Genomic DNA, 25,129 nt, shown 5'->3' with positions numbered 1-25,129 from the left:
CAAGCTGATACCGTAGCGCCATGTCCACGCCTGCCACCGCGCCTGACACCGCTGCCGCCGCTATGGCCTCTACCGCCCAGCGCCGCTTCGCCTGGGGTTTTGCTGCCGCCATGCTGGCTATCGGCCTGCTGCAAAGCCTGTCGGAATTGCAGCACTACTTGGCGCGAGGAGGCCAGCATGGCTGGGAGCCTTTTTTGTGGGAGCTCAGCTCCACGCTGTGTACGGCCTTGTTGGCGCCGCTGATCTATCGGCTGCATCGCTTCAGCCTGAGCCTCCCGGCTTGGCCGCCCCGCCTGGGCCTGCATCTGGCTGGCGCCCTGCTCTACACCTTGCTGCATGTGAGTGGCATGTTCGGGCTGCGCCTGCTCGTCTATGCCTGGAGCGGCGTCAGCTATGAGCCCGGGAGCCCGGCCGAAATCCTGGCCTACGAGGCCGGCAAGGACTTGGTCGGCTATGCCTTCATCGTCGGCCTGTGTCACGCCTTGCAAATGCACGAGGCCAACCGCCAACGCGAGCAAGACCTGTTGCGCCTGCAGGCCGAGCTGGCCGAGGCGCGGCTGAGCCGACTGGCCGAGCAGATCCAGCCGCACTTCCTGTTCAACACCCTGAACCTGATCTCTTCGGTGATGTATGAGGATGTGGCCCAGGCGGACCGTATTCTTTGCGACCTGGCGGCCCTGTTGCGCCAGGCGCTAACGGCCCAGCAAAGCGGCCGCCACACGCTGGCGCAGGAGCTCGAACTGGTGCGCCCCTATCTGGCCATCATGCAGGCCCGCTTCGGTGAACGGCTCAGCGTCAGCATCAAGCTGAGTGAAGAGGCCCTGTCCTGCCTGCTGCCCAGCCTGCTCCTGATTGCCCCGGTGGAGAACGCCATCACCCACGATGTGGCGCAAACCAGCGGGCCGGTGCGCATCAGCCTACGCGCCGAGGTAGCCGATGGACTGCTGCATCTGCACGTGCACAACAGCGGCACGGCGCCACAGCGTGACAGTCGCGAGGGCGCCGTGGGCATGAGCAATACCCGTGAACGCCTGCGCAGCCTTTACGGCCAAGGGGCCCAGGTCTCGCTCAGCGCCGGCCCTGAAGGCGGCACGCTTTTGAGCCTGCAGTTGCCCGCCGAAAAGGAGCTGCCGCCTTGAAGGACTTGCCGCCGCTCACCCTCTTGATCGTTGACGACGAGCCGCCGGCGCGCGCCAAGCTGCGCCGCCTACTCAGTGCCATGCCCGACGTTCGTCTGATCGGCGAAGCCGGTGATGCCGACGAGGCCCAGGCCTTGGCCGAATCTTTGCGCCCCGATGCGGCCCTGTTGGACATCCAGATGCCTGGCCGCAGCGGCCTGGAGTTAGCCCTGACCCTGCCCGAAGGCATGCTCTGCGCCTTTTGCACCGCCTTTGATGCCCATGCCGTACAGGCCTTTGAACTCAATGCGGTCGACTACCTGCTCAAGCCCTACACGCCAGAACGGCTGACGGCCTGCGTGCAAAAGATACAAGAGCGAAGGCGTTTGCTAAAGCAGGCCACCGCGGCCGACAACGCAACTGCCGCTGGTGTAGCCGAGGCGCCGCCACGCTTCGCCTTGCTCAGCGCCCTGCAGCAGATTCAGCCGGTGCCGGGGCATTGGCTGGTGCCGCAACGCTCGAGTGCCGGCGGTGGCCTCTTCAAGCTGCCACTGGCCGAGGTCGAATGGGTGGCCGCGGCAGACAACTACATCGAATTGCACGCACCGCCGGTCAGCCATCTGGACCGCTGCACGCTGTCCGACTTCCTGGCCCACGCCAACGTGAAAGGTCTCGGCTTCCTGCGCGTGCACCGCTCCCATGCGGTCAACCCCTTGCACATCCAGTCCATTGCCAAGCTGCCGCGTGGCGAAGCCGAACTGCGCATGCGCTCGGGCATCAGCTTGCGGGTGTCGCGCGGATTCAGGGCCGCGCTGGACTGAGTCCACTCATAGCCGATGCACTCCGTTTGACGGGCGCTTGATTCACCCCCTAAAACCGGCCTGCTCGCCTTCAAGGCCGCGGCTTTTGAGATGCTGAAACCGCCCATTTCCGCCGTTTTTGGTGCTGCAGCGCCGATCAGCAGATAATCGCGCCCCCGTCACGGGATTTTTTTGTTGTGCACCCACTGGATATCTGATGAACAAAAGTGAATTGATCGAAAGCATCGCCACCAAGAGTGGCTCCACCCGTGCAGTCGCTACGGCCGCACTGGATGCTGCCCTGAGCTCGATCACCGAAGCCCTGGTCGCTGGCGACTCGGTGGCCCTGGTTGGCTTCGGCACCTTCAAGGTCGGCGAGCGCGCAGCCCGCACCGGCAAGAACCCCGCCACCGGCGAAGCGCTGGAAATCGCAGCCGCCACCGTGCCCAAGTTCACCGCCGGCAAGGCGCTGAAAGACGCGGTCAACGCCAAGAAGTAATTCTCCCAAGTGGGAGAGCAAAAGGCGCCGTCCTCGTGACGTGCGCCTTTTTTTTCGCCAATGACCTTGAAGCCGGGACTCGCAGGAAGCAGTCTTTGAATGAGGTGCTGATGCCAAGCGTCATCGGCGGCCGGATCACCACCAGATCGAACGCCAGAAAAACACAGTCTTCCCTCACGCCTATGAAAACCGACGAAGCCGCCGGTTTCAATCACAGCCTCAGCGTCGAGCTGGGCCCTTGAACCAAGGCAGCAAGGCCTTGGCGGCCTCGATGCGCAAGCTCATCTCGATCGACTCGTTGTTCATGACCTGCAGCAGGAACTCGCCGGGGTCGCGCAGCGTGCCTCCCGCAGGCGCGGCGCTGGCATTTGCGGCAAGGCCGGCAAGGTCATCGATTGCGCTTGCCACAACCAAGGCGGATTGCACAGGCACCACCGGCTGGCTCACCGACGTCGCGCTGGCAACGGCCCCATTCAGCTGGGCCAGCGCGGCCTGAAAGTCCGCCGCCTTCATTGGCGACAAACGAGCCAACAAATCGGCCTGGCCGTCGGGATTTGGGGGCGTATCCAGCCAGGGCTCCGACCCGAACACCGGCGCCAGGTCGGGCGCCACAAAGGCCGACCATTGCTGCCCCGACGGCAACTCACGTGCAGGCCAGGCCACGGTGGACAGCAATTGACGCCAACGCGCCGTCGCCAGATGCGGCAGAAATCGGCACCGCAACCCTTCTAAAAAGGCCAGCGCCACACTCGGCGTGATGGCCTCGGCCATAGAAAACCAGAGCTGGAGCGCATCCGTTCCCGAGACCGCAATCGCCGGCGCGGGCAGGCCCAGCTCGCTTTGCACGCCGCGCCACAAGGGCGCCAGATCGGACCAGTCGGCCGGCCCATGCAACTCCAACACAAAGCCACGCAGGTGCCCCTGCTCGTCCAGCAACTCGCACCGGCTCGGCCCAGCTGAGGGTTCGGCAGCAAGATGCGGAACATAAAGGCGCTGAAGTTCGGTGAGCAAGCGGTTCATTGAGTCTGTTCGAAGTCGGGGGCTTGGGTAGACGGTAGAGGCCGATGCCTCTGTCCCAAGCACTCTACTCGACCCGCGCCGCCACAAGCCATACTTCGGCATGCCCGACATCCAACCGCAATCCCAGGCCTCCACCCTCTTCAGCCAAAGCTACCCGCTGCTGTTTGTCGGTCTCTGGAGCACCGGCTTCATTGGCGCCAAGCTTGGCCTGCCCGATGCCGAGCCGCTGACTTTTTTGAGCCTGCGTTACGCGATCGTGTTGGTTTTGATGGGCGCGATCGCCTTGTTGACACGGGCACCCTGGCCGCGCACGGCGCGCGAGTGTTGGCATATCGGCGTCTCTGGCTTGCTGATCCACGCGGTCTATCTGGGCGGTGTTTTCATCGCCATTCGGCAAGGCCTGCCGGCCGGCGTCACCGCACTGGTGGTGGGCCTGCAGCCGGTGTTGACGGCCTTGGGGGCCGGCGCATGGCTGGGCGAAAGGGTCAAGCCCTCGCAATGGTTGGGCTTGTTGCTGGGCTTTGCCGGTGTCAGCCTGGTGGTGGCCCACAAGGTGGCGGCTGGCGTCAGCGGCGCCGCCTTGTTGGGCCTGTTGGCCCCGGCGGTGATTGCGTTGCTGGGCATCACCGCCGGCACGCTGTACCAGAAGCGCTTTTGCCCGGCCTTTGACCTGCGCAGCGGCTCGGTGATCCAGTTTTTACCCAGCCTGCTACTGACAGGCTTGCTGGCCTACCTCTGCGAATCAATGCAGGTGCACTGGTCGGGCAACTTCATATTCGCGCTCGGCTGGCTGGTGCTGGTGCTCTCGCTCGGTGCGGTGAACCTGTTGAATATGCTGATCCGGCGCGGCAGCGCGGTGCATGTCGCCAGCCTGTTCTACCTGGTGCCGCCCACCACCGCGGTGTTCGCCTGGGCCCTGTTCAATGAGACCCTGAGTGGCTTGGCTCTGCTGGGCATGGCATTGGCGGTGTTCGGGGTCTGGCTGGCGCGGCGCTGAGTCAGAAACTCAGCACAAAGGCCGCCCCGCCCTCCAGCGGCCGCACATGGCGCACCCGCCCGCCCATGCCGTGGACCAGTTGTCGCACCACCGTCAGGCCAATGCCCTGGCCGCCTTCACGGGCACTGAAGAAGGGAAGAAAGATCTTGCGCTCCAGGCCGGGCGGCACACCGGGACCGTTGTCGCGCACGCTGATCTGCAAGCGTCCACCGCGGCCCTGGCGCGCCAGCAACCACAGGCGCGGCTCGGGCAGCTCGGCGCAGGCTTGTTCAGCGTTGTGGATCAGGGCCAGCAGCGCCTGCTCCAGCTGCCCCTCATCGGCCATCAAGCGTAAACCCGGTTCGCTGACTTCAAAAACCAACTGACCGCCACCGCGCTCCCAGGCCGGCGCCACCGCCAAGCGAAGACGTTGAAACAGCGCATCTAAATCCACGGGGGCCAGAACCGGCGCCGGCCACTGGCTGACGCGCCGGTAGGTCGCGACAAATGTGGACAGGCCCTCGGCGCGCTGCGCGATGCCGTCCAAGGCGCTGCGCAGATCGGCTTCGACCAAGGACGGCTCGTCCAGCAACATCTGCGCCGTCTGACTCAGGCTCTTGATCGGCGTCAGCGAGTTCATGATCTCGTGCGTCAAGATCTGCACCAACTGTTGCCAGGCCAGCAAGGACTCGCCTTCCAGCTCGTTTTCCAAAGGCACCAAGACCAGCAGCGTCTGAGCCTCACCGTCGAGCGACAGCGTTTGCAGCTGCAGCTGCCAGCGCTCGCTGCCACGCTCGGTGTCCAGCAACTGCGGGCCACTGCGCTCGGCGCCTCGCAACAACTGCTGCAAGGCGGCCGCATCGCGGACGCCGCCGGGCGCCGCCAAGCGACGCGCACGGTTGCTCAAGGCCTGCAAGCGTCCCTGGCTGTTCAACACCCAGGCAGCCACCGGTAAATGTTCCAGCTGGGCCTGCAAGAGGCTGAGACGCTGGGTGTCGGGCGGCGGCGCCGGTTCGATGGGCATGGAGCGCACCCGAGTTCGCAGCTGTCGCCAGGCCTGCGCCATCGGCCACGCCAGCCACAGGCCGGCGCCAAACAACAAGCCGATGCCGACCCAGTCACGCGGCTCAGCACCGGCGCCGCGCGCCAAGGCGCCCGCCGCCAACCACAACAGGGCAAGCAGCAGGAGCCGCAGATGCTCAAAGCCCATGCTTGTCCAATCGGCGGTACAGGGCCGCCCGCGACAGGCCCAGGCTGCGCGCTGCCGCGCTCAAATTCCCCTCGGCTGCGGCCATGGCCGCAAGCAAAGCGGCCCTCTCCTGCGCTGCCAGCGAACGATCAGCCTCGGAGGCTGTCGGCTTGGCATCAACCGGCGTCGTCACGGTCCGGTGAGGCTCGCCTTGCTCAAAGCGTTGCAAGGCCTCGCGGCAGGTGGCGATCAGGCGCGGGTTGTCCCAAGGCTTGGTGATGAAGTCGAACGCGCCGCGCCGCAGCGCCTGCACGGCCAGCTCGATATCGGCATAGGCCGTCATCACCACCACCACCGGCGACCGCGGGCGCGCCTGCACTTCGGCCAGCAACTTCAAGCCCTGCTCGCCCTCGGTGCGACCGGGCCCGAAATTCAGGTCCAACAACAGCAGACTGGGCTGCAGCTTGTCGAGCGCCGCCATCAACTCGGCCGGCCGCCGCAGGCAGGTGATCGGGGCCACCCGGCGTTGCAGCAGCAACTGGGCTGCCAAGCCGACGCCGGGGTCGTCATCGAGCAGCAGGATGGTGTGGCGCGGATTCAGGTCGTCTTCGTTCACGGCACGCAGTTTCGCAGCTTGACGCACGCGCGCGCCAGACCGGTGTTCGGAAACGGACACGGGGCTTGGCCACGGCGCGCCGTGCACCGATGCTGCGAAGCCTGCACCCCTCTTTTTTGCCGCCCCATTTCAGGACTCCACATGATCGAACTGAGCCAACTGAGCAAACACCACCGCGCCGGTGACGTCGAAACCACCGCACTGAACGCCATCGACCTGCGCATTGAAGCGGGCGAATACGTGGCCATCACCGGCCCCTCGGGCTGCGGCAAGTCCACGCTCTTGGGCCTGTTGGGTCTGCTGGACCGGCCCAGCAGCGGCGTCTATCGCCTCGAGGGTGAAGACGTGAGCACCAAGAACGCGCGCGAACTGGCGGCCATCCGGCGCGGCCGCATCGGCTTTGTGTTCCAGAGCTTCAATTTGGTCGACGACCTGAGCGTGCGCGACAACATCCAGCTGGCTCTGCGTTACGGCCCCATGCCTGCCGCAGCCCAAGGCGAGCGCGTTGACGAGGTGCTGCATCGTCTGGGTCTGAGTCACCGCGCCGAGCACCGCCCCAGCCAGCTCAGCGGCGGCCAGCAGCAGCGCGTGGCGATCGCCCGCGCCATCGCCGCCCGGCCAGCGTTGCTCTTGGCCGACGAGCCGACCGGCAATCTCGACAGCGCGCATGGCCAGGAGGTCATGCGCCTGCTTCGTGAGCTGAACGAGGAGGGCACGACGCTGGTGATGGTGACCCACAGCCCCGAGCATGCGGCCCTGGCCTCGCGCACCGTGCGCTTGCTGGATGGCCGGGTGCTGGTCGACGCCCACGCGGAGCAGTACGCATGAGCCGCCTGCTGATGGAAGCCTGGTCCGGCCTGCGCCAGCGCGCCTCGGCCACCTGGGTGTCTTGCGGCGGCATGACGCTGGCCATGGCGGCCTGCGCCCTGGTGGCGGTCTTGGCGCTCTCGCGCGCGGCCATCGACCCTGGTGTGCCCGAGCCCGAGCGGGTGGTGATGCTGGACTTCATGACCCATCAGCCCGGCGAAGAAGCGCGCTGGCAAATGGCCTCGCCTGCCGGCCTTGTGCCACTGCTGAAAAGCCGCGGCCTGCCGCTGGAGCTGATCAGCCGCAGCAGCAGCGAAGGTTTCACGCTGCAGCTGAATGCCGATGGGCAAAACCGTTTGGAAGTGGTGCGCGTGCTGGCCGCCGACCCCGACTTGGCGGCGCTGATGGGTATCAAAGCGCTGCACGGCGATCTGCAGGCCACGCTGCGCCGCCGGGACGCGATTGCGCTGACACCCAAGCTGGTGCACAAGCTCTGGGGCGAGCTGCCTCTGGCCGAGGCCCTGGGTCGCACGGTCGAGTGCCGCGGCAAGGCGTATCAGGTGACGGCGGTGATTCCGGCCATCGACTCGCGCAGCAGCCTGAACGCCGCGCACGAGGCCATGGCCAGCTTCGAACTGGTGGGCAGCGACTTCCGCGGCGGCATCATCGACAGCCCTGAGGCGGTGGAGAGCATTCACCAAGGCAATGCCCAGGTCTACGCTCGGCTGCGCCCCGGCGCCAGCGCTGAGCAGTTGGGGCCGCTGTTGGAGCAGGCCTTTCAGGCCCACCCGCTCTACGCCAAGATCCCCCCGGAGTGGAAAGACAAGAGTCCGAACAAGAAAGCGGCCGAGTTCCGCGCCCTGCCGCTGGCCGAGTTGCCGCTACAGGGCCAGCCAATGATTTGGGATCTGTTGACCGCACTGGCCGCGGCCAGCGCCCTGCTGTTCGTACTGGCCACCATCAACAGCATGAATCTGCAAACTGCGCAGCTGCTGCAGCGCCGACGCGAAACCGCGCTGCGCCGCAGCCTCGGCGCTACCGGCTTTGACTTGCTCAAGCTCTGGAGTCTGGAAACGCTGCTGGGCCTGTTGATCAGCGCGGCCGGCGCGGCGCTGCTGGTCTGGTGGCTGGCCCCGGCGGTGGCCGATTGGCTGGGCCTGAGCGCCGAGCGGCCGATCGTCGAAGCGCTGCCCCTGCCGGTGCTGCAAGGCATGGGCTTGGCAGTGCTGGTGCTGCTGCCCTTGATTCTGGCCCTGCCCGCCGGCATGGCCTTGCGTCAGGTCCCGGCGCCCGCTCTGCAAGGCCGCACGGCCAGCGAAGGCCCCTGGGGGCGACGCATCCGCCAGGGTCTGCTGACGCTGCAACTGTGCGGTGCCCTGCTCCTGCTGGCCTTGACCGGCGTGCTGAGCCTGCAGCACCGCTATATGGTGAATGCCGACCGCGGCATCGAGACGCAGAACCGGCTGATCCTCAGTGCTATGGTCGAGCGTGATTTCGTGCCCAAGATGGACGCGTTCGCTGAGGGCCTACGCCAGCATCCGGCGATTCAGCACTTCGCCTTCAGTACGGCCCGGCCCGCCATGGACACCGACGGCCCCAGCGAATTGCATGTCGGCCCCAAGGGCGAAAGGCAGATGCTGCGCATGACGGTATCTTCGCCGAGCTTCTTTGACACCTATGGCATCAAGGTGCTGGCCGGCGACCCGAAGAGCGGCTCCGGCGACGGACGATTGGTGATCGACGCCAAAGCTGCGCGCATGCTCGGCTTCGCCTCACCGCAGGCCGCCATCGGTGCCGTGCTGCGCGGCGGCGGCGACTTGGCCAAGGAAGGTCAGGAGCAGCGCCGTGTGGTCGCAGTGGTGAATGACATCAAGCAGGAATCGGCTCGCGAGGCGGCCCGTCCACAAGGCTTCATGCTCAGCGATGAGCCGCAATGGGACCTGACCGTCTACGGGCCCGACCCGGTCGCCCTGCGTCAGGCCCTGGAATCGGTATGGACCAGCCATGGCCCGCCGCTGGCTCATCTGGTTTGGACCGCCGACGAACAACGCGCCCGCGTCTATCACCTGGAAAAATTGCTCAGCTGGCTGTTGGCTGCGGTGGCCTTGGTGGCGGTGGGCGTGGCCATGTTGGGCGCCTATGCCTTGGTGGCCGATACCCTGCGCCGTCGCCGCACCGAACTGGTCTTGCACCGCCTGCACGGTGCCAGTCACGCGGCCATTGCGCGCGAAGTAGCCTCCGAGTTCGCCATGCCGCTGGCCGTGGCAGGTCTGATCGGCCTGCCCCTGGCGGCCTTGTTGGGGCAAGACTATCTGAACGGCTTTGTGGACCGCATTGGCCTGGGTTCGGGACTGGTGCTGCCCTTGTTGGCGGCCGCGGCCCTAACCCTGCTTATCACCGGTCTTGCGGCGTTGCGCCATCTGCGCCTGGCCCTTGCGCTGCAACCGATTGAGGCGCTGCGCTGAGGACTGTTTGGGGCGGCTTTCTCTGAATGCAGCTTGATCAATTTGCATAGGGCTGGAGTTGGCACTTTGCGGACTTTAGTGCTCCTCTTGCCGAGGCCATCGGGGGCACAATTCCGCTCATGTCCTCCGGCTCTGGCTGCGCCAGACCCTCCCCCTTTACTTCGCTTCACCGTACCCCCGACGCCCTCGGCGATTTTCCTTACGCAACGACCCATCCTGCGGGAGCAGGACGGCTGGGCGCTCTGAACCGCGAGGTAAAGGAGGAGACACGGGCGCAAGCCCGGGGCGGGGGACAGGAGCGGGGCAGAGTGCCCAGTCGGCCTGCTCAACCACAGCCTTTGCTCTTTCGCTAAGACCGGCAAGCAGTCGCTCCAAGTCGGATGTCCGCAAAGTGCCGAGTTCAGTCAAAGGACAAGCCCAAAATCCGCCGCAAAGCACTTGGCGCCAACCCACTCGCCCCGACTGCGATCCCGCTCGCCCCATTTGACTTGTGGGGCGGCATGCCAGCGGAGATTCTGCTGGCATGAACACAACAAACTCAAGCAGCGAATCCGCAGGCGCGCATCAGCGCCTGTACTTTCTCGACTGGCTGCGCATCCTGGCCTTCGCCCTGCTGGTGGTCTATCACGTCGGCATGTATTACGTGACCTGGGGCTGGCATGTCAAAAGCCCGGCGGCCAGCACGGCGATAGAGCCGCTGATGCTGCTCAGCTCGCCCTGGCGCATGGGGCTGCTATTCCTGATTTCAGGCGCCGCTCTGATGCATGCCTTGGCCGCCAAGCCACGGCCCGCAGGCGCGTTCTTTCGCCGCCGCAGTGGCCGGCTGCTATGGCCCTTGCTGTTCGGCATGTTGCTCATCGTGCCGCCGCAGTCCTACTTCGAGGTGATCGCCAAATTCGGCTACAGCGGCAGCTATCTGGACTTCATGCCCGACTACCTGCGCGGCAATGCCGACTTCTGCCGGCTCGAAGAAGGCCGCCGGCGCTGCCTCAGCCTGCCGACCTGGAATCATCTGTGGTTCTTACCCTATCTGTGGGCCTACACAGGCCTGGCCCTGATGCTGGCGCGCTGGGCGCCGCGCCTGTTGGCCTGGGGCAGCGGAGCCATCGCCGCGCGCAGTGGCTCCACCCTGTTGCTGATGCTGCTGGGCGCGCTGCCGCTGATGGCGGCACGCTTGACGCTGGTTCAATTCGAGGTGACGCACAACCTCGTCTGGGATTGGTATGCCCATGCGCAATACCTCGGCTTGTTCTTGCTCGGCTACCTGATGGCTGGCGCCGGCGACAAGCTGTGGCTAGGCCTGCACCGCTTGCGTTGGCTGGCTTTGGCGGCAGCCCTGTGCAGCTGGGCGGGGCTGATGCTTTACTTCAAAGCCTATGCAGACACCCCGCCACCCGACACGCTGCGCTACGCCATGCGCCTGTTGTGGGGCGGCATGCAGTGGTGGGCCCTGGTGGCGGTCTGCGGCTTTGCGCGGCAATGGCTGAACCGGGACAACCCATTGCGCCGAGCCTTGGCACCAGCCATTTTCTGCGTCTACATCCTGCACCAACCCGTCATCATCGTTTTGACGCGTCTGCTGCTGCCGCTCGCACTCACACCCTTGCTCGAAGGCACGCTGTTGACAGGTTTGACCTTCGCCATTTGCGCGGCCGGCTACCTGGGCCTACGCCGTATCCCCATCTTGCGCAGCGCCATGGGCATCGAACGCCCGCGTACCTAAGCCTTCGGCTTATCCGCCGCACCGAGCTCACTGATCTCGGCCGCCAGTTCCAGCAAATGCGTAACGGTGAGTTGCAGCTGCTGCTGAAAGGCCTGACGCCAAGCCTCATCGGGGGCCTGGCCTGCCCGCAACATCATCTCGCCCTCGCTGGCGCGTCCAGCCAGCGCCTCGGCGCCGACCATGGCCGCCATGCCCTTCAGACTGTGCATCGCCAGGGTGGCGTCCGGCAGCTGGGTGGCGGCCAAGAAGCTGTCCAGCTGCGCCGGCAAGGTCTCGGCCTTGGCGGAAAAGGAGCGCACCGTCTTCTCATACAGCGGCGCCCGGCCCAAAAACCTGTCGATACCGGGCTGGGCATTGATGCCGCGGGCCAAGGCTCGCGCGCACAGCTCCTCGGGCAGGCTCAGCGTTGGGAAGTTGCGCGCCGGCGTAGCTTGCGCCTCGGCAGACACTGCGCCGGCTGCGGCGACCTTGGTGGCTGCTGCAGCCGGCGTGCTCGTGGCTTCGCCACTCTTGCCGCACAGGCTCAACAGCAGGGGCAGGAGGCGCTCAACATCAAAGGGCTTGCCCACATGCTCGTTCATGCCCGCCGCCAAGCAGGCCTCGCGGTCGGAACTGAGGGTGCCGGCCGTCATGGCCACAATAGGCAGGCGCTTCAAGCCCAGTTCGGCGCGAATGATTTTCGTCGCGGCATAGCCGTCCATCACCGGCATTTGTACATCGCTGAGCAGCAGGTCAAAGCCTTCGGGATCGGCCCGCAGCAGATCCACGGCCTCCTGCCCATTATTGGCCAATCGAACCGTGGCTCCCGCACTGTCAAGCAGTTCGAGGGCCACCTGCTGATTGAGCAGATTGTCTTCCGCCAACAGGATTCGCAAGCCTTGCAGACGCTTTGAATTCGCGCTTGCCGAGGAGGCCAGCATTTGCTCGTTTGACGCTTGCTGCGCGCCTGCAGCCCCGCCCGCCGGTCCGGCAGCACATGGCTTGAAGCAGGCAGCTTGAATTGCCTCAGACAGTATCGACGCCGTGATTGGTGCCAGCACGGTAGCGCTCAGCTCATCCAGACCGGCTTGCGCTTGGTCGGCCCGGCCCAGCAAGCCGAGCACCGCCACCTCAGCGTCCAGGCCGGCCGCACGCATCTGCCGGCACAGGGTCAGGTCTTGCGGCACTTGGTTCGCCGGCGGCAGTTGCCAGTCCAACAGCACCAGTCGCGGCCCTGGGCCGGCCAAACCGCCCGCGCTCATCAGCTGCAAGGCCTGCTCGGCGCCTTCGGCCAGCATGAGCTGGGCGCCAAGTGCTCGGCCGTAGTTCGCCAGCACGTCACGCGTGCCGGCATGGCGGCTGACGATCATCAGGCGCAGGCCCTCCATGTCCACCGGGGTGGTATTGCCAGCCGATACGGCTGCATCCACCGGCAGAACGAGGCGGAACGAAAAACTGCTGCCGCGCCCAACTTCGCTGTCGATGCGCAATTGCGCGCCCATCAGCGTCAGCAAACGCTGGCTGATGGACAGGCCCAGGCCGGTGCCGCCGAAGCTGCGAGTGGTGGAACTCTCTGCCTGGGTGAAGCCTTCGAAAATCCGGCTCTGGTTCTCGGGCGCGATGCCAATGCCGGTGTCACGCACCTCGAATTCAAGCTCGACGTTATCGGTGCCCGACCGATGAAGGCGAATAGCCAGCCTGACCTCGCCTTGTGCGGTGAACTTGATGGCGTTGCCGGTCAGATTGATCAACACTTGCTGCAAACGCAGGGCATCGCCGATCACTTGTTCGGGCAAATCCGGAGCGATGTCATACAGCAAGCGCACCGGCTTGTCGCCGCGGTTGGCGCTCAGGATCACCGCCAATTGGCGCAGCATCAGATCAAGGCTGAACGGGTGCGGGTCCAGGCTCATCTTGCCGGCCTCGACTTTGGAGAAGTCGAGCACATCATTCAGCAGCCCCAGCAAGGCCCTCGCCGCACCTTCGGTCTTGGCCGCATAGTCAGCCTGCTTGGCACTCAGCTCGGTGCGGCGCAACAGGGCCAGCATGCCCAGAATGGCATTCATCGGCGTGCGGATCTCATGGCTCATATTGGCCACGAAGCTGGACTTCGCTTGGCTGGCCTCCTGGGCCTGGCGGGTGCGCTCTTGCAGACTCAGATTGTCCTGCTCCAACACCTGGGTCAAGCGCTGCAAGGAGACTGAGGCGTTTGTAAAGGTGCGCTGAACCAATGCGAAGCTGCGCATCAGATAGTCCAACATGATCGCAGTGGCGACGCAGGCCACAAACAAGCGCAGCATCATGGCGAATTCCAGTTGCCCACGCCAAAACACCGCCACGATCAAGGCCAAAGGAACCATCGACCAAAGCCTGGCCTGCTTGATCGGCAAAACCACATAACTCAACAAAATGGCGGACGTGCACAGCAACAAGGGCAATACGCCATTGCCCAGCGCCGCCAGGCCCAACATCAGATTCATCAAGCCGACCACCAGCGCCGCATCTTTGGGTTTGCGTCGCGCAGCGCCGCGTAAGCGGACAAAGAGGATGCCGAACACCACCCCATTGAGCAAGGGCATGGCACTCTGCATCCAGGGCGCTTCGCCACTCAACAGCCTCGGCAGGCCAAGCAGCAACAACAAGACGTTGGCCAGCAGCGCCACCAGACAGGCTGCCACGAGGGTGGATGCGCCTATTTTTTGCAAAGCGCCGTCGGCCTCGGCAACGGCCGCTTGCAAACCCTGAACTTCTTGAGCCGAACCAGCAAGCTCGACCGCCGATGGCTCGGCTTGAGTCTCCGGCTTGGCCAAGGCGCCCAAGGGATCAGCGCCCATGGGGAAGAACGACCCACAGGGCGACAACTGCAACGACGAGCAAGGCTTTCTTCGAGCACATGGGGCGGCGAGCAAAAGATGGGAACTGACACAAAGATCAGAGCCCTTGCATTGTTGCGCAGTTTTCCCAGTGTCACCGCAAAGCTGGGGCGATGCCGATATGCTTGTCGGCACGCCGCGCCCAAGCCGGCCTCCCCAGCGATCAGAAAGCAACAGACATGAAATACCTGCATACCATGGTGCGCGTCACCGACCTCGACGCCTCGCTCAAGTTCTACCGCGACGCCCTCGGCATGCACGAGGTGCGCCGCAGCGAGCATGAAGCCGGCCGCTTCACCCTGGTCTATTTGGCCGCCCCTGGCGATGAGGCCGGCAAGTACCAGCCCCAGGTGGAGCTGACCTACAACTGGCCCGACGCCGACGGCCAAGGCGAGGTCTACACAGGCGGCCGCAATTTTGGCCACCTGGCCTTTGCCGTGCCCGACATCTACGCCGCCTGCCAGCGCTTGTTGGACCATGGCGTGGTGGTGGTGCGCCCGCCGCGCGATGGCCGCATGGCGTTTGTCCGCTCGCCCGACCTGATCTCGGTCGAATTGCTGCAAGACGGCCCGGCCCTGGCCCCGGCCGAGCCTTGGATCTCGATGCCCAATATCGGCGGCTGGTAAACACCAGCTCGGTCGGGCAGGAAGCATCACCATGGGTTTTCACGCCAGCGTCGGCGCGCAAAGCTATGCCTTCAGCAGTCTGGCCGAGCTCTTGGCCAAGGCCAGCCCGGCCCGCTCGGGCGATCAGTTAGCCGGTCTGGCGGCCGAGAGTGCGCAAGAGCGTGTGGCGGCCCGCCGCGCCTTGGCGGAACTGCCGCTGCGCCACTTCCTGAACGAAGCGGTGGTGCCCTACGAGACGGATCAGATCACGCGCTTGATTCTGGACAGTCACCGCGCAAACGCCTTTGCGCCGGTGGCGCATTTGAGCGTGGGCGACTTCCGCAACTGGCTCTTGTCCGACGCGACAAACCCGGCCGCCTTGAGCGCGCTGGCGCCGGGGCTCACGCCTGAGATGGTGGCCGCCGTCAGCAAACTGATGCGCAACCAAGACCTGATGCTGGTGGCGAGCCGCTGCCGCGTCGTCACCCGATTTCGCTCCACCTTGGGCCTGCCCGGCCATCTGGCGGTGCGCCTGCAACCAAACCACCCGACCGACAGCCCGGCCGGCATCGTCGCCAGCATCCTCGACGGCCTGATGTACGGCGCCGGCGATGCCGTCATCGGCATCAACCCGGCGGCCGACAACGTGCCCGCCATGATGCGCCTGCTGCATCTGCTGGACGACTTGATCCAGCGCCACCAGATCCCCACGCAAAGCTGTGTGCTGACCCATGTCAGCAACACCCTGCAAGCCATCGAACAAGGCGCGCCGGTGGATCTGGTGTTCCAGTCAATTGCCGGCAGCGAGGCCGCCAATCGCAGTTTCGGCATCGACCTGGCGTTACTGGACGAAGCGCATGCGGCGGCGCTCTCGCTGCGGCGCGGCCATGAACACGTGATGTACTTCGAGACCGGCCAAGGCAGCGCGCTCTCAGCCAACGCGCACCACGGGGTCGATCAACAGACCATGGAGGCGCGCGCCTATGCGGTGGCGCGGCGCTACCAACCGCTGCTGGTCAACACGGTGGTGGGCTTCATCGGGCCGGAGTATTTGTACGACGGCAAGCAAATCATCCGCGCCGGGCTGGAAGACCATTTCTGCGGCAAGCTGCTGGGCCTGCCGATGGGCTGCGACATCTGCTACACCAACCATGCCGAGGCCGACCAAGACGATATGGACTCGCTCTTGGTGCTCTTGGCCAGCGCCGGCCTGAACTTCATGATGGGTGTGCCGGGTGCCGATGATGTGATGCTGAACTACCAAAGCACGTCTTTTCACGATGCTTTGTTCGCCCGCAAGCTGCTCGGCTTGAAGCGCGCGCCCGAGTTTGAAGCATGGCTGCAAGCCATGGGCATCACCGATGCGGGCGGCGCGCTCTTGCCGGCAAGACCTGGCCCCGCTCTGCTGACTGACTCTCTCATGGCCAGGATTGGCGGCATGCCATGAGCGAGCAAGATATTGCCCCCGACCGCTGGGCCGCCTTGCGCAGCCACACGCCAGCGCGCATCGGTATTGGCCGCGCCGGCACCAGCTTGCCCACCCGCGAGTTGCTGGACTTTGGCGCCGCCCATGCGCAGGCGCGCGATGCGGTCTTGCTGCCGCTGGATGTCGATGCACTCGCTGCAGAGTTGATGACAGATCAAGGCCTGAGCTCTGTGAGCGTTCAAAGCCGCTGCACCGAGCGCGAGGTCTATTTGCGCCGCCCCGATCTGGGTCGGCGGCTCAACGCGGCCTCCGCCGAGAGATTGCGCGCGGCTGCGGGGCCGGCAGTCGATTTAGTCATCGTCCTGGCCGATGGCCTATCGGCCATCGCCTGCCAGCGTCACGGTCTGCCTCTGCTGGGCTTGCTGCGCCATGAGTTGGCGGGCGACGCGCTCAGCCTGGCACCCCACATCATCATCGCCACCCAGGCGAGAGTGGCGCTGGGCGATGACATCGGCGCCCTGCTGAATGCACGCGCGGTGCTGATGCTCTTGGGTGAGCGCCCGGGCCTGAGTTCCCCGGACAGCCTGGGCGCCTACCTGACCTTTGCCCCGCAAGTGGGGCGCAATGACGCCGAGCGCAACTGCGTCAGCAATATCCGCCCCGAAGGCCTGCCCTTGCCTGTCGCCGCCAAACGCATCGCCTGGCTCTTGCGTGAATCGCTGCGGCGCCAACTCAGCGGCGTGGCCTTGAAGGACGACAGCGAACGGGCGCTGCTGAGCGAATAGTTAGCTCAGCGCCTTCTTCATTCAGCCCTTAGCTTTGCGAGCCACCCGACTGCCGCGCCGTCCATGCGCGCAGTTGCTGCCGGTATTGATCCATCGCCAGATCATGCAGATCAAAGATGCAAGGGTCGCAGCCATTGCCGCAGCAGGCATCCAGATCGGGCTGATGCGGCGGCTCGGGCTTGGGGTCAACATCAGCGGCCTGCTGGGCCGGGTCAAATGGGCTTTCCATCGGCAAGCAGTGTCAGAGAAATCGTCAGAAAAACAAAAAAGCGGCCTTTTTGAGGGGCCGCTTTCTGCTTTGACTTCGCCGCTAACTCATTGTCAGCGTTGAAATCTCTATTCTGGTGGCCTGGGGCGGAATCGAACCACCGACACGCGGATTTTCAATCCGCTGCTCTACCAACTGAGCTACCAGGCCATCTTTTAACTTGCTGACTCGTCTCAGAAATCTGTTTCAAATCAGCGAAGACCATGACTATAGCACCATTTTTAGTTGCCGCGCTTATTTCTGCTGAGATCCACACCTAATTGTTTGAGCTTGCGATACAGGTGGGTGCGCTCGAGGCCGGTTTTCTCGGCCACGCGGGTCATCGAGCCGTTCTCTTTGGCCAGATGGAACTCGAAATAGCTCTTCTCGAAAGCGTCGCGCGCTTCACGCAAAGGGCGGTCCAGCTCGAAGCTTTGCTCAGAGGCCAGGCCCATGGACACGGGTTGCACCGACTGCGGCAGCATGCCCATGCTGGGCGCCGACGAGTACTGCACCGGCGCCTCGGGGCGGATGTAGCTGATGGGTTGCTGGCCGACCGGCGGCGCGGGGCGCGGCGCGGTTTTGACCAGGGACTGCTCCACCGCGCGCAGCAACTTTTGCAGAGTGATGGGCTTTTCCAGGAAGGCGATGGCGCCGAACTTGGTGGCCTCGACCGCCGTGTCGATGGTGCCGTGGCCGCTCATCATGATGACTGGCATGGTCAGCAGGCCCGCGCCGCCCCATTCTTTCAACAGGGTGATGCCGTCGACATCGGGCATCCAAATGTCCAGCAACACCAAGTCCGGGCGCATGCGCTCGCGCACGGCGCGCGCCTGGGCGGCGTTTTCTGCCAGTTCGATCGTGTGCCCCTCATCGCTGAGGATTTCCGACAAGAGAGCCCGAATGCCCAGTTCGTCGTCAACTACAAGAATTGTTGCCATGGAGTCCTAGTTCACGCCGGCTTGACTGCAGTGCCCGGCTCGGCCGCTGCAGTCGCGAGTTTTGAAAATGATAACGAAACTTGCGCACCCACCACCGCTTGGGTCTCATCGCCCCCCGCATGCAGATTAATCAGACGGATGCGCGCACCATGTTCGTCGGCTATTTTCTTGACCACGGCCAAGCCCAGGCCGGTGCCCTTGGTCTTGGTCGTGACGTAGGGCTCGAAGGCGCGTTTCAACACCTTCTCGGCGAAGCCAGCGCCATTGTCGATGATTTGCAAGCGCAAAGAGCTCGGCTCGCCACTTTCGTTGAGCGCTTGCTGGGTGCGCACCAGCACATGGCCGTCGGCGCGCTCTTGCACAGCATCCAGCGCGTTCTGCACCAGGTTGTGAATCACTTGCCGCAATTGCGTTGCGTCGCCACGGATGCGCTGGGCATCTTCCGCCAATTCCGCATGCAAGCGCCCGGCCTCCTGGGCCTCTGAATAGAGCGTTAGCACCTCGCTGACCAGCGCATTCAGGTCCAGCGGCTTGAGCTGCGCCGAAGGCAGCCGTGCGTAATCGCGAAACTCATTGACCAACTGCTTCATCGACTGCACTTGGTTGACGATGGTGGCCACCGAGCGCACCAGCATCGCTTGGTCCGTGCCTTCGAGCTTGGCCTCCAGCTTGTGCTGCAGACGTTCGGCCGAGAGCTGTATCGGCGTCAGCGGGTTCTTGATCTCATGCGCGAGACGCCGGGCCACCTCGCTCCAGGCCGCAGAACGCTGGGCCGACACCACCTCGGAGATGTCGTCAAACACCATCAGGCGGGCGCCATGCGGCAGCGGCGCGCCGCGTACCAGCAGGGTCAGCACGTCTCCACCGCTGTCCAGCTTCAATTCGAAAGCGTCTTGCCAGTGGTCACTCTCACCGCTGGCCGAATTGGCCGGGCTGTGCTGTTCAAAGCGCAGCCCGATCTCATCCGCAAACGCCTGCAACTCCGGCACTTCATTGAGTCGCCGCCCCTGGAAGGTGGTTGGCGGCAAACGCAGGATGCGGGTCGCTCCCGGATTGACGGTATCGACCCGCTGCTGCGCGTCAAACACGATCACGCCGGCGGTCAGGTTGTCCAGAATGGTTTGCAGATGGGTGCGGGCGCTTTCAAGCTCCGCCACGCTGCGCTCGACCATCGCGCGGGCGTCGGAGAGCTGCTCGGTCATGTCGGCAAAGGAGCGGGTCAGGCCACCCAATTCATCCCGCGAGCTGAGCATGGGCTTGCGACTCAGGTCGCCCTGCGCCACCTGGCGCACGCCGTCGGCCAACAGCAGCAGCGGCCGCGCCAATTGATTGCCCAGCGTCACCGCCAGCAAGAGCGCGGCAAACACGGCCAGGATCAGCACCAAGGTCAGCGTCCCCAGATACATGCGGCGCAGGCCGTCACGCTCCAGCGCACGCTGCTGGTACTCGCTGCTGGCCGCCTGCACGGCCAGGGCATTCGCCAGCACGGTCCGCGGCACACGCTGCACCACCATCAGAAAACGTTCTCCCACGCCGCTGCTGCTCAAGCGCAGCTCGGTATTGGGCAGCAGGGCCAATGCGCGGATTCGCGCCTGCCCCTGCAAGGCCAGCGCCTCATCCTCCAGGCCTTCCAACTGGCTAGCCACATTGGCGTTGCGTGCCAAACGCAGCATCGCATCGCTGGGGCGATCAGTGAGCAGCGAGCTGGTGTCGCCGCCGGAAGACATCAGGATCTGACCATGGCCGTTCACCAGGGCCACGGTGCGCGCCCCCAGTTGTTCGCGCACACGCTCCAGCGCCAGCGGCTGCGGCATGCCACTGCCCTCGGACAAACGCACGGCCGCGCCCTGCGTCTTGCTGGCCAGGTCGGTTTCCAGGCCGACCAAGGTGCCGCGTCCCAGGTTCAAGCCGGCTTCCAGCGCACTGGCCAGTCGTACATCAAACCAGCTCTCAATGCTGCGATTGACGAATTGATAAGAGACGCCGTAGATCAGCACGCCGGGCACCACCCCGACCAGGGCAAAAATACCGGCTAGCTTCAGCAATAGCTGGCTGCCAAACTTACCCCGGCGCACCCGCAGGGTCAGGCGCACGGCCGCTGCGCCAATCACCAGCACCAACAAGCTGGCCACCGCCGCATTGAGCCAGAACAACCAGACGTAGTGGCGCTCGAAGAAACCGCGCTCCGAGGTCGCGCCAATCGACAACAAAAAAGCCAGCACGCCACACACGCCGGTGACGATCACCATCGAGATCACCCAAGCCCAGCGCGCCCTTTTGCTCATGGGGCTGGGCTCACTGGCCGCCTGCGCCGCGGATGCTGAAGTCAGGGTTCAGGCTCAGATTGCGCTCGAGGTTGAGCCCCCAGCCCTGCGGCGAGCCCAAGCCGATCTGCATCGGGCGAGGCAGTTGGCTGGTGTCCAGGCGGTAGCTGAATTCGACGTAGTAACGCCCCTCGTCCTCGATGTCCTTGGGCTCGGCAATGCGCCAGCCGGACACACCGCGCAAGGCCACCAAGGCCTCGGCCAGGCTGGCATAGCTCTGGTTCAAGCCGCCGGTGCTGACCTTGAACTGCCGGGTCAGCGGCTGCCAGGCCAGACGCCAGGTGCGGCTGACCCGCGCAGCACGGGCATCACGCCAGTACCAACGGTTGCGCAGCACCGCCGCCTCGGCGACGAAATAAATCGGCACGCCCTTCATCAACGCCTCTTCGGCTGCCCGCGGCAGCTCAAAGCGGGTGCTGAAGCTGAGCTCCAGCCCCTCTTCAACCCGCGCGCTGCTGACCTGATTCAGTTCCACCCCCTCGGCACGCGCCGTGCCGACCGGCAGCACCAGCATCAGCACACTCAGCAGCAGCAAAGCCAGCCCCTGCACAAGCCGGCAAGACAAACGCTCAATTGCCCCGCCCCATGGCGATGGGCGGACAAGGCTTGCAACAGGAACGAAGGGCGAAGTCAAAGTCAGCGAGGGCGAGAGGTTGAACGGGCGCAAGGCTATCAAAAAAGCAATCAGAGCCTGACGCTCGCTCTCCGAGTTATTGGACTTGGAAGGGACGAAGCGGCTTAGGAAGCTTTGCGCAGCAGGGCGTAATAAAAACCGTCCACCACGGAAGGCTGGTCCGCCGCGCTTGCGATGCCATTGTGAGTGAGGGGAAGCAGGTGGCCAGTGACACCCGCCACATCCAGTTGCTCTGCCCCTGCTTGGCGTTGCAAAAATGCGTCGATTTGCGCCTGCCCCTCGGCTTTGAAGATCGAACAAGTGGCGTAAACGAGACGCCCGCCCGGCTTCAGCGTCGGCCACAAGGCGTCCAGCAGTTCGGCCTGAATGGTCGCCAAGTTGGCAATATCGCCCGGCCGGCGCAACCAGCGCACATCCGGGTGGCGGCGCACGATGCCCGAGGCGCTGCACGGCGCGTCCAACAAAATGGCGTCAAACGGCCGGCCATCCCACCAGTCGGCGGTGTTGCGGGCATCCATCGCGCGGCTCGAGGCCTGCAGCCCCAGCCGCTTCAAATTGTCTTGCACCCGCTCCAGCCGGGATGCGTCACTGTCCAGCGCCAGCACATCCAGATCGGCCAACTCCAGCATATGCGCGGTCTTGCCGCCGGGCGCCGAGCAAGCGTCCAGCACCCGGGCACCGGCCGGCAAGGCCGCCAAGCCCGGTTGCGAGCCCTGCACCAGGGGGCCCGCCAATTGCGCCGCCGCGTCTTGCACCGACACATCGCCCTCGGCAAAGCCGGGCAACACATGCACCGGCACCGCTCGCTCCAACACCAGCGCTTGCGGCGCCAAGGGGCCGACAGGCCGGGCCGCAATGCCGGCCGCCGTCAAACGTGCCAGGTAAACCGCGGTAGCGGCCTCGGGCGCGGCGCGGCGCGCATTGACGCGCAATGTCATCGGCGGATGCTCGTTATTGGCCTTCAGGATGGCCTGCCAGTCATCGGGCCAATCGGCTTGCACCTGCGCAATCCACCACGCCGGGTGATTGAAGGTCGCCTGCGGATTCGTCGCCAGGCCTTGCGCAATGGCCTCGCGCTCGCGCAGGAAGCGGCGCAACACCGCATTCACAAATCCGGCGCTGGCCGGCGTGCGCTTGCGCACCGCACTGACCACCTGATCCACCACCGTGTGGTCGGCATAAGGACGCTCCTGCCCGGTGGGCCAAAGCAACGCCAGCGCGCTCAGAAGCAAAGGTTCCACCTTGGGCGGAGGCGCCTTCGGGGCTAGCAATTGCCGCGCGGCCTCGGCGGCGCCCAGTTGACGCAGCACATAAAAGCTCAGCGACTGGGTGGCCGGGCGCAGGTCAGCCGGGCAACGCCCCAGCACTTCGGTCAGCGAACGGCCGGCGCGCACCGCCTGAACGGCGTCGGCCACCTGCAGCATCAGGCGCTGCAGCGGCGGGGAAAGTGGGGGAGTATTCTGTGTCACGCGGTCAGTGTAGGTCAGCCCAGTCGCCAAACCAGGGCAAGACCCGCCGCAGCGAAGTCTTTGCAAAGCAGACACAATGGCGCGGTTCTTGCCAAAAAGAGAAGACCCATGCCCGGCGATTCATCCCAACCGACCGTCACCCTGAGCGCCGCCGAACTGGCCGCCCTGCCCGCCTCCGAGCGCGTGCGCTACCGCCTGGTCAGCGCCGGCTGCCGCCACCATGCCAATGACAATATTTCCGCCTTCATCGAAGACGGCGAGTTGGCACAGTTGCAGGCCGAGGTACAGGCGCAGATGCAAGGCGTGCTGCGCGCCCTGGTGATCGACACCGACAGCGACCACAACACCCAGGACACCGCCAAGCGCGTGGCCAAGATGTTTGTGCAGGAGATTTTCAAGGGCCGCTACCAGCCGATGCCGGCAGTCACCGAATTCCCCAACGTGACGCGCTTGAACGAGCTGATGATCGTCGGCCCCATCACCGTGCGCAGCGCCTGCTCGCACCACCTCTGCCCGATCATGGGCAAGGTCTGGATCGGGCTGCTGCCGAACGAGCACTCGAACCTGATCGGCCTGTCCAAATACGCGCGCATCTGCGACTGGATCATGAGCCGCCCACAGATCCAGGAAGAGGCGGTCACCATGCTGGCCAACGAATTGCAGGAACGCGTGCAGCCGGACGGTTTGGCCATCGTGATGGAGGCCGACCACTTCTGCATGCACTGGCGCGGCGTGAAAGACAACGAATCGAAGATGACCAATAGCGTGATGCGCGGCGCCTTCCTGAAGGACTCGAACCTGCGGCGCGAATTCCTGTCGCTGATCAAGCCCTAAGATTTGCGCATCCAAAAAAGGAAATTGCCATGCTTGTCCGCCTGATGTACGCCAGCCGCGCCAAAGACGCCATGACGGAGCAGGACCTCAGCCTGATCCTCAAGCAGTCGCGCGAGCACAACCCGGCCGAGGGCATCACCGGCCTGCTTTGCTACACCGACGGCATCTTCATGCAGGTGCTAGAGGGCGGTCGCGACGCCATCAATGCGCGCTACAAGCAAATCCTCAGCGACGCCCGCCACCGCGACGTGATCCTGCTCAGCTATGAAGAAGTGGGCGAGCGCAATTTCGCCGGCTGGTCGATGGGGCAGGTCAATCTGCACCGACTCAACCCCGGCCTGCTCTTGAAGTATTCCGAAACCGGCCGCCTCGACCCCTACCGCATGAGCGGCCGTTCGCTGATGGCCTTGTTCCACGAACTGGTCAGCTCGGGCGCCATCGTCTGCAGCTGAGCCCGCAGACGGCGCCGACTCACAGCGAGCGCGCCTCCCTGAAGCCGTAAACGCTGGCCAGGATGCGGGTCGGAAACTGCGTGATTGCCTCATTGAAGCGGCTCACCGCCTGATTGAACACCTGGCGAGTGAAGCTGCGCTGGCGCTCAATCATCTTCAGCTCATCGACCAGCGCGAACAGCTCGGCGTGTTCGCGCAGCTCCGCGTGGTGATCCAGCAGCGACATCAGGCGCGTCAGCGCCGCGGCATGCACCGCGCTGGCCACACCCAGGCTGGCCACCGGGTCACCCGCATAAGGGCGCGCCCGCACCGCCTGCGCGGCGGCCTGCGATTCGGCCTGCGCCGTCTCCAGCGCGTCAAAAGTGGCTTGCTCATTGCTCAGCAAGGGGCGCAACAAGGCCAACAACTTGGCGCAGGTGCTGGCGCGCGCGCTCAGATGTTCATCGAGTTGCGCATAGGCGGCCGCGATCGCATTGCGCAGGCTCATCAGCCGGTTATAGGCACCGATGCACCAGAAGCCCAGCAAGGCCAGCATGCCCCAACCCAACCAGCTGAACTCAAACATGGCCGTCCCGCTGCTGCTCAAACTCAAGGTAACCACGCGCCCGTAACTCGCAGGCCGGGCATGTGCCGCAGCCATAGCCCCAGGCGTGGCGCAGGCTGCGCTCGCCCAAGTAACAGGTGTGGGTGTGCTCAATGATCAAGTCATTCAGCGCCGCACCGCCGAGTTGCGCCGTCAGCGCCCAGGTCTGCGCCTTGGTGATGAACATCAAGGGAGTTTCCAGCGTCATCGGACTGTCCAGCCCCAGGCTCAACGCCACCTGCAGCGCCTTGAGCGTGTTGTCGCGGCAGTCCGGGTAACCCGAAAAATCGGTCTCGCACATGCCGCCCACCAGCACCGAGGCGCCACGCCGATAAGCCAGCGTGGCGGCAAAGGTCAGGAACAGCAGATTGCGCCCCGGGACAAAGGTATTGGGCAGGCCGTTCGCCTGCATCTCGATGGCGCGGTTTTCGGTCAAGGCGGTGGACGAAATCTGCCCGAGCAGATTCAAGTCCAGCACATGGTCCTCGCCCAGCTTGGCGGCCCAGGCGGGGAAGCGGGCGCACAACTCGGCACGCACCGTCTGCCGGCAATCGAGTTCGATGCGGTGGCGTTGGCCATAGTCAAAGCCCAGCGTTTCAACCTCGGCATAACGCTCCAGCGCCCAGGCAAGGCAGGCCGTGGAGTCCTGACCTCCAGAGAATAAGACCAGCGCCTTGCGGGCCTGATTGGCTTGCGGAACAACAGTACTCATGAGGGACATTCCAAAGACATGGCTGCAAGTGTGCCAGGGTCGGTGGCCATGC

The 25,129-nt window shown here is 64.7% G+C and carries 23 protein-coding genes and 1 tRNA gene; 12 read left to right on the top strand and 12 right to left on the bottom strand.

The window, feature by feature from the left end:
- Window positions 1-20 precede the first annotated feature (20 nt).
- The 3 genes from WG899_RS10565 (at window position 21) to WG899_RS10555 (ending at window position 2,417) form a co-directional block, all read left to right on the top strand.
- Window positions 21-1,139, top strand: a complete 1,119-nt coding sequence (locus tag WG899_RS10565; RefSeq protein WP_339595601.1) for a sensor histidine kinase — start codon at window positions 21-23, stop codon at window positions 1,137-1,139.
- Window positions 1,136-1,939: a LytR/AlgR family response regulator transcription factor gene (locus WG899_RS10560; RefSeq protein WP_339595600.1), complete on the top strand. Its 804-nt coding sequence runs from the start codon at window positions 1,136-1,138 to the stop codon at window positions 1,937-1,939. The genes WG899_RS10565 and WG899_RS10560 overlap by 4 nt, the downstream gene beginning before the upstream one ends.
- A 196-nt stretch (window positions 1,940-2,135) precedes the next feature.
- Window positions 2,136-2,417, top strand: coding sequence for an HU family DNA-binding protein (locus WG899_RS10555; protein ID WP_339595599.1), 282 nt, complete (start codon window positions 2,136-2,138; stop codon window positions 2,415-2,417).
- A gap of 219 nt (window positions 2,418-2,636) precedes the next feature.
- Here the strand turns inward: WG899_RS10555 and WG899_RS10550 are convergent, their stop codons facing one another.
- A complete protein-coding gene (locus tag WG899_RS10550) occupies window positions 2,637-3,437 on the bottom strand; it encodes a hypothetical protein (protein ID WP_339595598.1) in 801 nt (266 codons plus the stop codon).
- Window positions 3,438-3,537: 100 nt separating this feature from the next.
- Here WG899_RS10550 and WG899_RS10545 point away from each other — a divergent pair, with 100 nt between their 5' ends.
- Window positions 3,538-4,434 carry a DMT family transporter gene (locus WG899_RS10545; RefSeq protein WP_339595597.1) on the top strand — a complete coding sequence of 299 codons (897 nt, stop codon included), beginning with the start codon at window positions 3,538-3,540 and terminating at the stop codon, window positions 4,432-4,434.
- Window position 4,435: 1 nt separating this feature from the next.
- Here WG899_RS10545 and WG899_RS10540 read toward each other — a convergent pair whose 3' ends face one another.
- On the bottom strand, window positions 4,436-5,623 hold the full coding sequence (locus tag WG899_RS10540) for a sensor histidine kinase (RefSeq protein ID WP_339595596.1): 1,188 nt from the start codon (window positions 5,621-5,623) through the stop codon (window positions 4,436-4,438).
- On the bottom strand, window positions 5,613-6,218 hold the full coding sequence (locus WG899_RS10535) for a response regulator (RefSeq protein ID WP_339595595.1): 606 nt from the start codon (window positions 6,216-6,218) through the stop codon (window positions 5,613-5,615). Before WG899_RS10535 ends, WG899_RS10540 begins: the two co-directional genes overlap by 11 nt.
- A 141-nt stretch (window positions 6,219-6,359) precedes the next feature.
- Between WG899_RS10535 and WG899_RS10530 the strand changes: the two genes are divergently transcribed.
- From WG899_RS10530 to WG899_RS10520, 3 genes are all read left to right on the top strand, one after another.
- The gene (locus tag WG899_RS10530) at window positions 6,360-7,046 is read left to right on the top strand and encodes an ABC transporter ATP-binding protein (protein WP_339595594.1); all 687 of its coding nucleotides are present in this window, start codon (window positions 6,360-6,362) and stop codon (window positions 7,044-7,046) included.
- The gene (locus WG899_RS10525) at window positions 7,043-9,490 is read left to right on the top strand and encodes an FtsX-like permease family protein (protein ID WP_339595593.1); all 2,448 of its coding nucleotides are present in this window, start codon (window positions 7,043-7,045) and stop codon (window positions 9,488-9,490) included. Before WG899_RS10530 ends, WG899_RS10525 begins: the two co-directional genes overlap by 4 nt.
- A gap of 523 nt (window positions 9,491-10,013) precedes the next feature.
- Window positions 10,014-11,213: an acyltransferase family protein gene (locus tag WG899_RS10520; protein ID WP_339595592.1), complete on the top strand. Its 1,200-nt coding sequence runs from the start codon at window positions 10,014-10,016 to the stop codon at window positions 11,211-11,213.
- Here WG899_RS10520 and WG899_RS10515 read toward each other — a convergent pair.
- Window positions 11,210-14,026 carry a hybrid sensor histidine kinase/response regulator gene (locus tag WG899_RS10515; RefSeq protein WP_339595591.1) on the bottom strand — a complete coding sequence of 939 codons (2,817 nt, stop codon included), beginning with the start codon at window positions 14,024-14,026 and terminating at the stop codon, window positions 11,210-11,212. The two genes, WG899_RS10520 and WG899_RS10515, sit on opposite strands and share 4 nt — an antisense overlap.
- A gap of 218 nt (window positions 14,027-14,244) precedes the next feature.
- Here WG899_RS10515 and WG899_RS10510 point away from each other — a divergent pair, with 218 nt between their 5' ends.
- The 3 genes from WG899_RS10510 to eutC are packed head-to-tail and all read left to right on the top strand — an operon-like array spanning window position 14,245 to window position 16,881.
- On the top strand, window positions 14,245-14,691 hold the full coding sequence (locus WG899_RS10510) for a lactoylglutathione lyase (RefSeq protein ID WP_339595590.1): 447 nt from the start codon (window positions 14,245-14,247) through the stop codon (window positions 14,689-14,691).
- Window positions 14,692-14,722: 31 nt separating this feature from the next.
- Window positions 14,723-16,117: an ethanolamine ammonia-lyase subunit EutB gene (locus tag WG899_RS10505; protein WP_339595589.1), complete on the top strand. Its 1,395-nt coding sequence runs from the start codon at window positions 14,723-14,725 to the stop codon at window positions 16,115-16,117.
- Complete coding sequence (gene eutC / locus WG899_RS10500) at window positions 16,114-16,881, top strand: ethanolamine ammonia-lyase subunit EutC (protein ID WP_339595588.1); 768 nt, start codon at window positions 16,114-16,116, stop codon at window positions 16,879-16,881. The genes WG899_RS10505 and eutC overlap by 4 nt, the downstream gene beginning before the upstream one ends.
- Before the next feature lie 28 nt (window positions 16,882-16,909).
- On the opposite strand, the gene WG899_RS10495 is transcribed toward eutC, so the two are convergent.
- The 6 genes from WG899_RS10495 to rsmB all read right to left on the bottom strand — a co-directional run bounded on the left by WG899_RS10495 (window position 16,910) and on the right by rsmB (window position 22,451).
- Window positions 16,910-17,110, bottom strand: coding sequence for an oxidoreductase-like domain-containing protein (locus tag WG899_RS10495; protein WP_339595587.1), 201 nt, complete (start codon window positions 17,108-17,110; stop codon window positions 16,910-16,912).
- Between the two features lie 113 nt (window positions 17,111-17,223).
- A tRNA-Phe gene (locus WG899_RS10490) sits at window positions 17,224-17,299 on the bottom strand.
- 71 nt (window positions 17,300-17,370) lie between these two features.
- Window positions 17,371-18,069 (bottom strand): response regulator, encoded by a 699-nt coding sequence (locus tag WG899_RS10485; protein ID WP_339595586.1) that lies wholly within the window; start codon window positions 18,067-18,069, stop codon window positions 17,371-17,373.
- Between the two features lie 11 nt (window positions 18,070-18,080).
- Window positions 18,081-20,354, bottom strand: a complete 2,274-nt coding sequence (locus WG899_RS10480) for a sensor histidine kinase (protein ID WP_339595585.1) — start codon at window positions 20,352-20,354, stop codon at window positions 18,081-18,083.
- A gap of 10 nt (window positions 20,355-20,364) precedes the next feature.
- The gene (locus WG899_RS10475) at window positions 20,365-20,958 is read right to left on the bottom strand and encodes a DUF4390 domain-containing protein (protein WP_339595584.1); all 594 of its coding nucleotides are present in this window, start codon (window positions 20,956-20,958) and stop codon (window positions 20,365-20,367) included.
- A gap of 173 nt (window positions 20,959-21,131) precedes the next feature.
- Entirely contained in the window at window positions 21,132-22,451 is a 1,320-nt protein-coding gene (gene rsmB, locus WG899_RS10470) for a 16S rRNA (cytosine(967)-C(5))-methyltransferase RsmB (RefSeq protein WP_444718838.1), read from the bottom strand.
- A 153-nt stretch (window positions 22,452-22,604) separates the two neighbouring features.
- Here rsmB and folE point away from each other — a divergent pair, with 153 nt between their 5' ends.
- A complete protein-coding gene (gene folE, locus WG899_RS10465) occupies window positions 22,605-23,330 on the top strand; it encodes a GTP cyclohydrolase I (protein ID WP_339595582.1) in 726 nt (241 codons plus the stop codon).
- A 29-nt stretch (window positions 23,331-23,359) separates the two neighbouring features.
- Window positions 23,360-23,782: a BLUF domain-containing protein gene (locus tag WG899_RS10460; protein WP_339595581.1), complete on the top strand. Its 423-nt coding sequence runs from the start codon at window positions 23,360-23,362 to the stop codon at window positions 23,780-23,782.
- A gap of 19 nt (window positions 23,783-23,801) precedes the next feature.
- On the opposite strand, the gene WG899_RS10455 is transcribed toward WG899_RS10460, so the two are convergent.
- Entirely contained in the window at window positions 23,802-24,347 is a 546-nt protein-coding gene (locus tag WG899_RS10455; RefSeq protein ID WP_339595580.1) for a LemA family protein, read from the bottom strand.
- Window positions 24,340-25,077 (bottom strand): 7-cyano-7-deazaguanine synthase QueC, encoded by a 738-nt coding sequence (gene queC / locus WG899_RS10450; RefSeq protein ID WP_339595579.1) that lies wholly within the window; start codon window positions 25,075-25,077, stop codon window positions 24,340-24,342. The genes WG899_RS10455 and queC overlap by 8 nt, the downstream gene beginning before the upstream one ends.
- Window positions 25,078-25,129: the final 52 nt, after the last annotated feature.

Origin of the sequence: Paucibacter hankyongi (assembly GCF_037482915.1) — a bacterium.
GTDB classification, from domain to species: domain Bacteria; phylum Pseudomonadota; class Gammaproteobacteria; order Burkholderiales; family Burkholderiaceae_C; genus Paucibacter_A; species Paucibacter_A hankyongi.
The sequence above is the reverse complement of the archived record's forward strand: the minus strand, read 5'-3'. Positions and strand labels throughout refer to the sequence as shown.

What these genes read in the sequence shown, in the direction of transcription:
- WG899_RS10565 (WP_339595601.1), top strand. Translation starts at nt 21, where the DNA reads ATGTCCACGCCTGCCACCGCGCCTGACACCGCTGCCGCCGCTATGGCC.
- WG899_RS10555 (WP_339595599.1), top strand. Translation starts at nt 2,136, where the DNA reads ATGAACAAAAGTGAATTGATCGAAAGCATCGCCACCAAGAGTGGCTCC.
- WG899_RS10550 (WP_339595598.1), bottom strand. Translation starts at nt 3,437, where the DNA reads ATGAACCGCTTGCTCACCGAACTTCAGCGCCTTTATGTTCCGCATCTT.
- WG899_RS10545 (WP_339595597.1), top strand. Translation starts at nt 3,538, where the DNA reads ATGCCCGACATCCAACCGCAATCCCAGGCCTCCACCCTCTTCAGCCAA.
- WG899_RS10540 (WP_339595596.1), bottom strand. Translation starts at nt 5,623, where the DNA reads ATGGGCTTTGAGCATCTGCGGCTCCTGCTGCTTGCCCTGTTGTGGTTG.
- WG899_RS10530 (WP_339595594.1), top strand. Translation starts at nt 6,360, where the DNA reads ATGATCGAACTGAGCCAACTGAGCAAACACCACCGCGCCGGTGACGTC.
- WG899_RS10525 (WP_339595593.1), top strand. Translation starts at nt 7,043, where the DNA reads ATGAGCCGCCTGCTGATGGAAGCCTGGTCCGGCCTGCGCCAGCGCGCC.
- WG899_RS10520 (WP_339595592.1), top strand. Translation starts at nt 10,014, where the DNA reads ATGAACACAACAAACTCAAGCAGCGAATCCGCAGGCGCGCATCAGCGC.
- WG899_RS10515 (WP_339595591.1), bottom strand. Translation starts at nt 14,026, where the DNA reads ATGGGCGCTGATCCCTTGGGCGCCTTGGCCAAGCCGGAGACTCAAGCC.
- WG899_RS10510 (WP_339595590.1), top strand. Translation starts at nt 14,245, where the DNA reads ATGAAATACCTGCATACCATGGTGCGCGTCACCGACCTCGACGCCTCG.
- WG899_RS10505 (WP_339595589.1), top strand. Translation starts at nt 14,723, where the DNA reads ATGGGTTTTCACGCCAGCGTCGGCGCGCAAAGCTATGCCTTCAGCAGT.
- eutC (WP_339595588.1), top strand. Translation starts at nt 16,114, where the DNA reads ATGAGCGAGCAAGATATTGCCCCCGACCGCTGGGCCGCCTTGCGCAGC.
- WG899_RS10495 (WP_339595587.1), bottom strand. Translation starts at nt 17,110, where the DNA reads ATGGAAAGCCCATTTGACCCGGCCCAGCAGGCCGCTGATGTTGACCCC.
- WG899_RS10485 (WP_339595586.1), bottom strand. Translation starts at nt 18,069, where the DNA reads ATGGCAACAATTCTTGTAGTTGACGACGAACTGGGCATTCGGGCTCTC.
- WG899_RS10480 (WP_339595585.1), bottom strand. Translation starts at nt 20,354, where the DNA reads ATGAGCAAAAGGGCGCGCTGGGCTTGGGTGATCTCGATGGTGATCGTC.
- rsmB (WP_444718838.1), bottom strand. Translation starts at nt 22,451, where the DNA reads ATGCTGCAGGTGGCCGACGCCGTTCAGGCGGTGCGCGCCGGCCGTTCG.
- folE (WP_339595582.1), top strand. Translation starts at nt 22,605, where the DNA reads ATGCCCGGCGATTCATCCCAACCGACCGTCACCCTGAGCGCCGCCGAA.
- WG899_RS10460 (WP_339595581.1), top strand. Translation starts at nt 23,360, where the DNA reads ATGCTTGTCCGCCTGATGTACGCCAGCCGCGCCAAAGACGCCATGACG.
- WG899_RS10455 (WP_339595580.1), bottom strand. Translation starts at nt 24,347, where the DNA reads ATGTTTGAGTTCAGCTGGTTGGGTTGGGGCATGCTGGCCTTGCTGGGC.
- queC (WP_339595579.1), bottom strand. Translation starts at nt 25,077, where the DNA reads ATGAGTACTGTTGTTCCGCAAGCCAATCAGGCCCGCAAGGCGCTGGTC.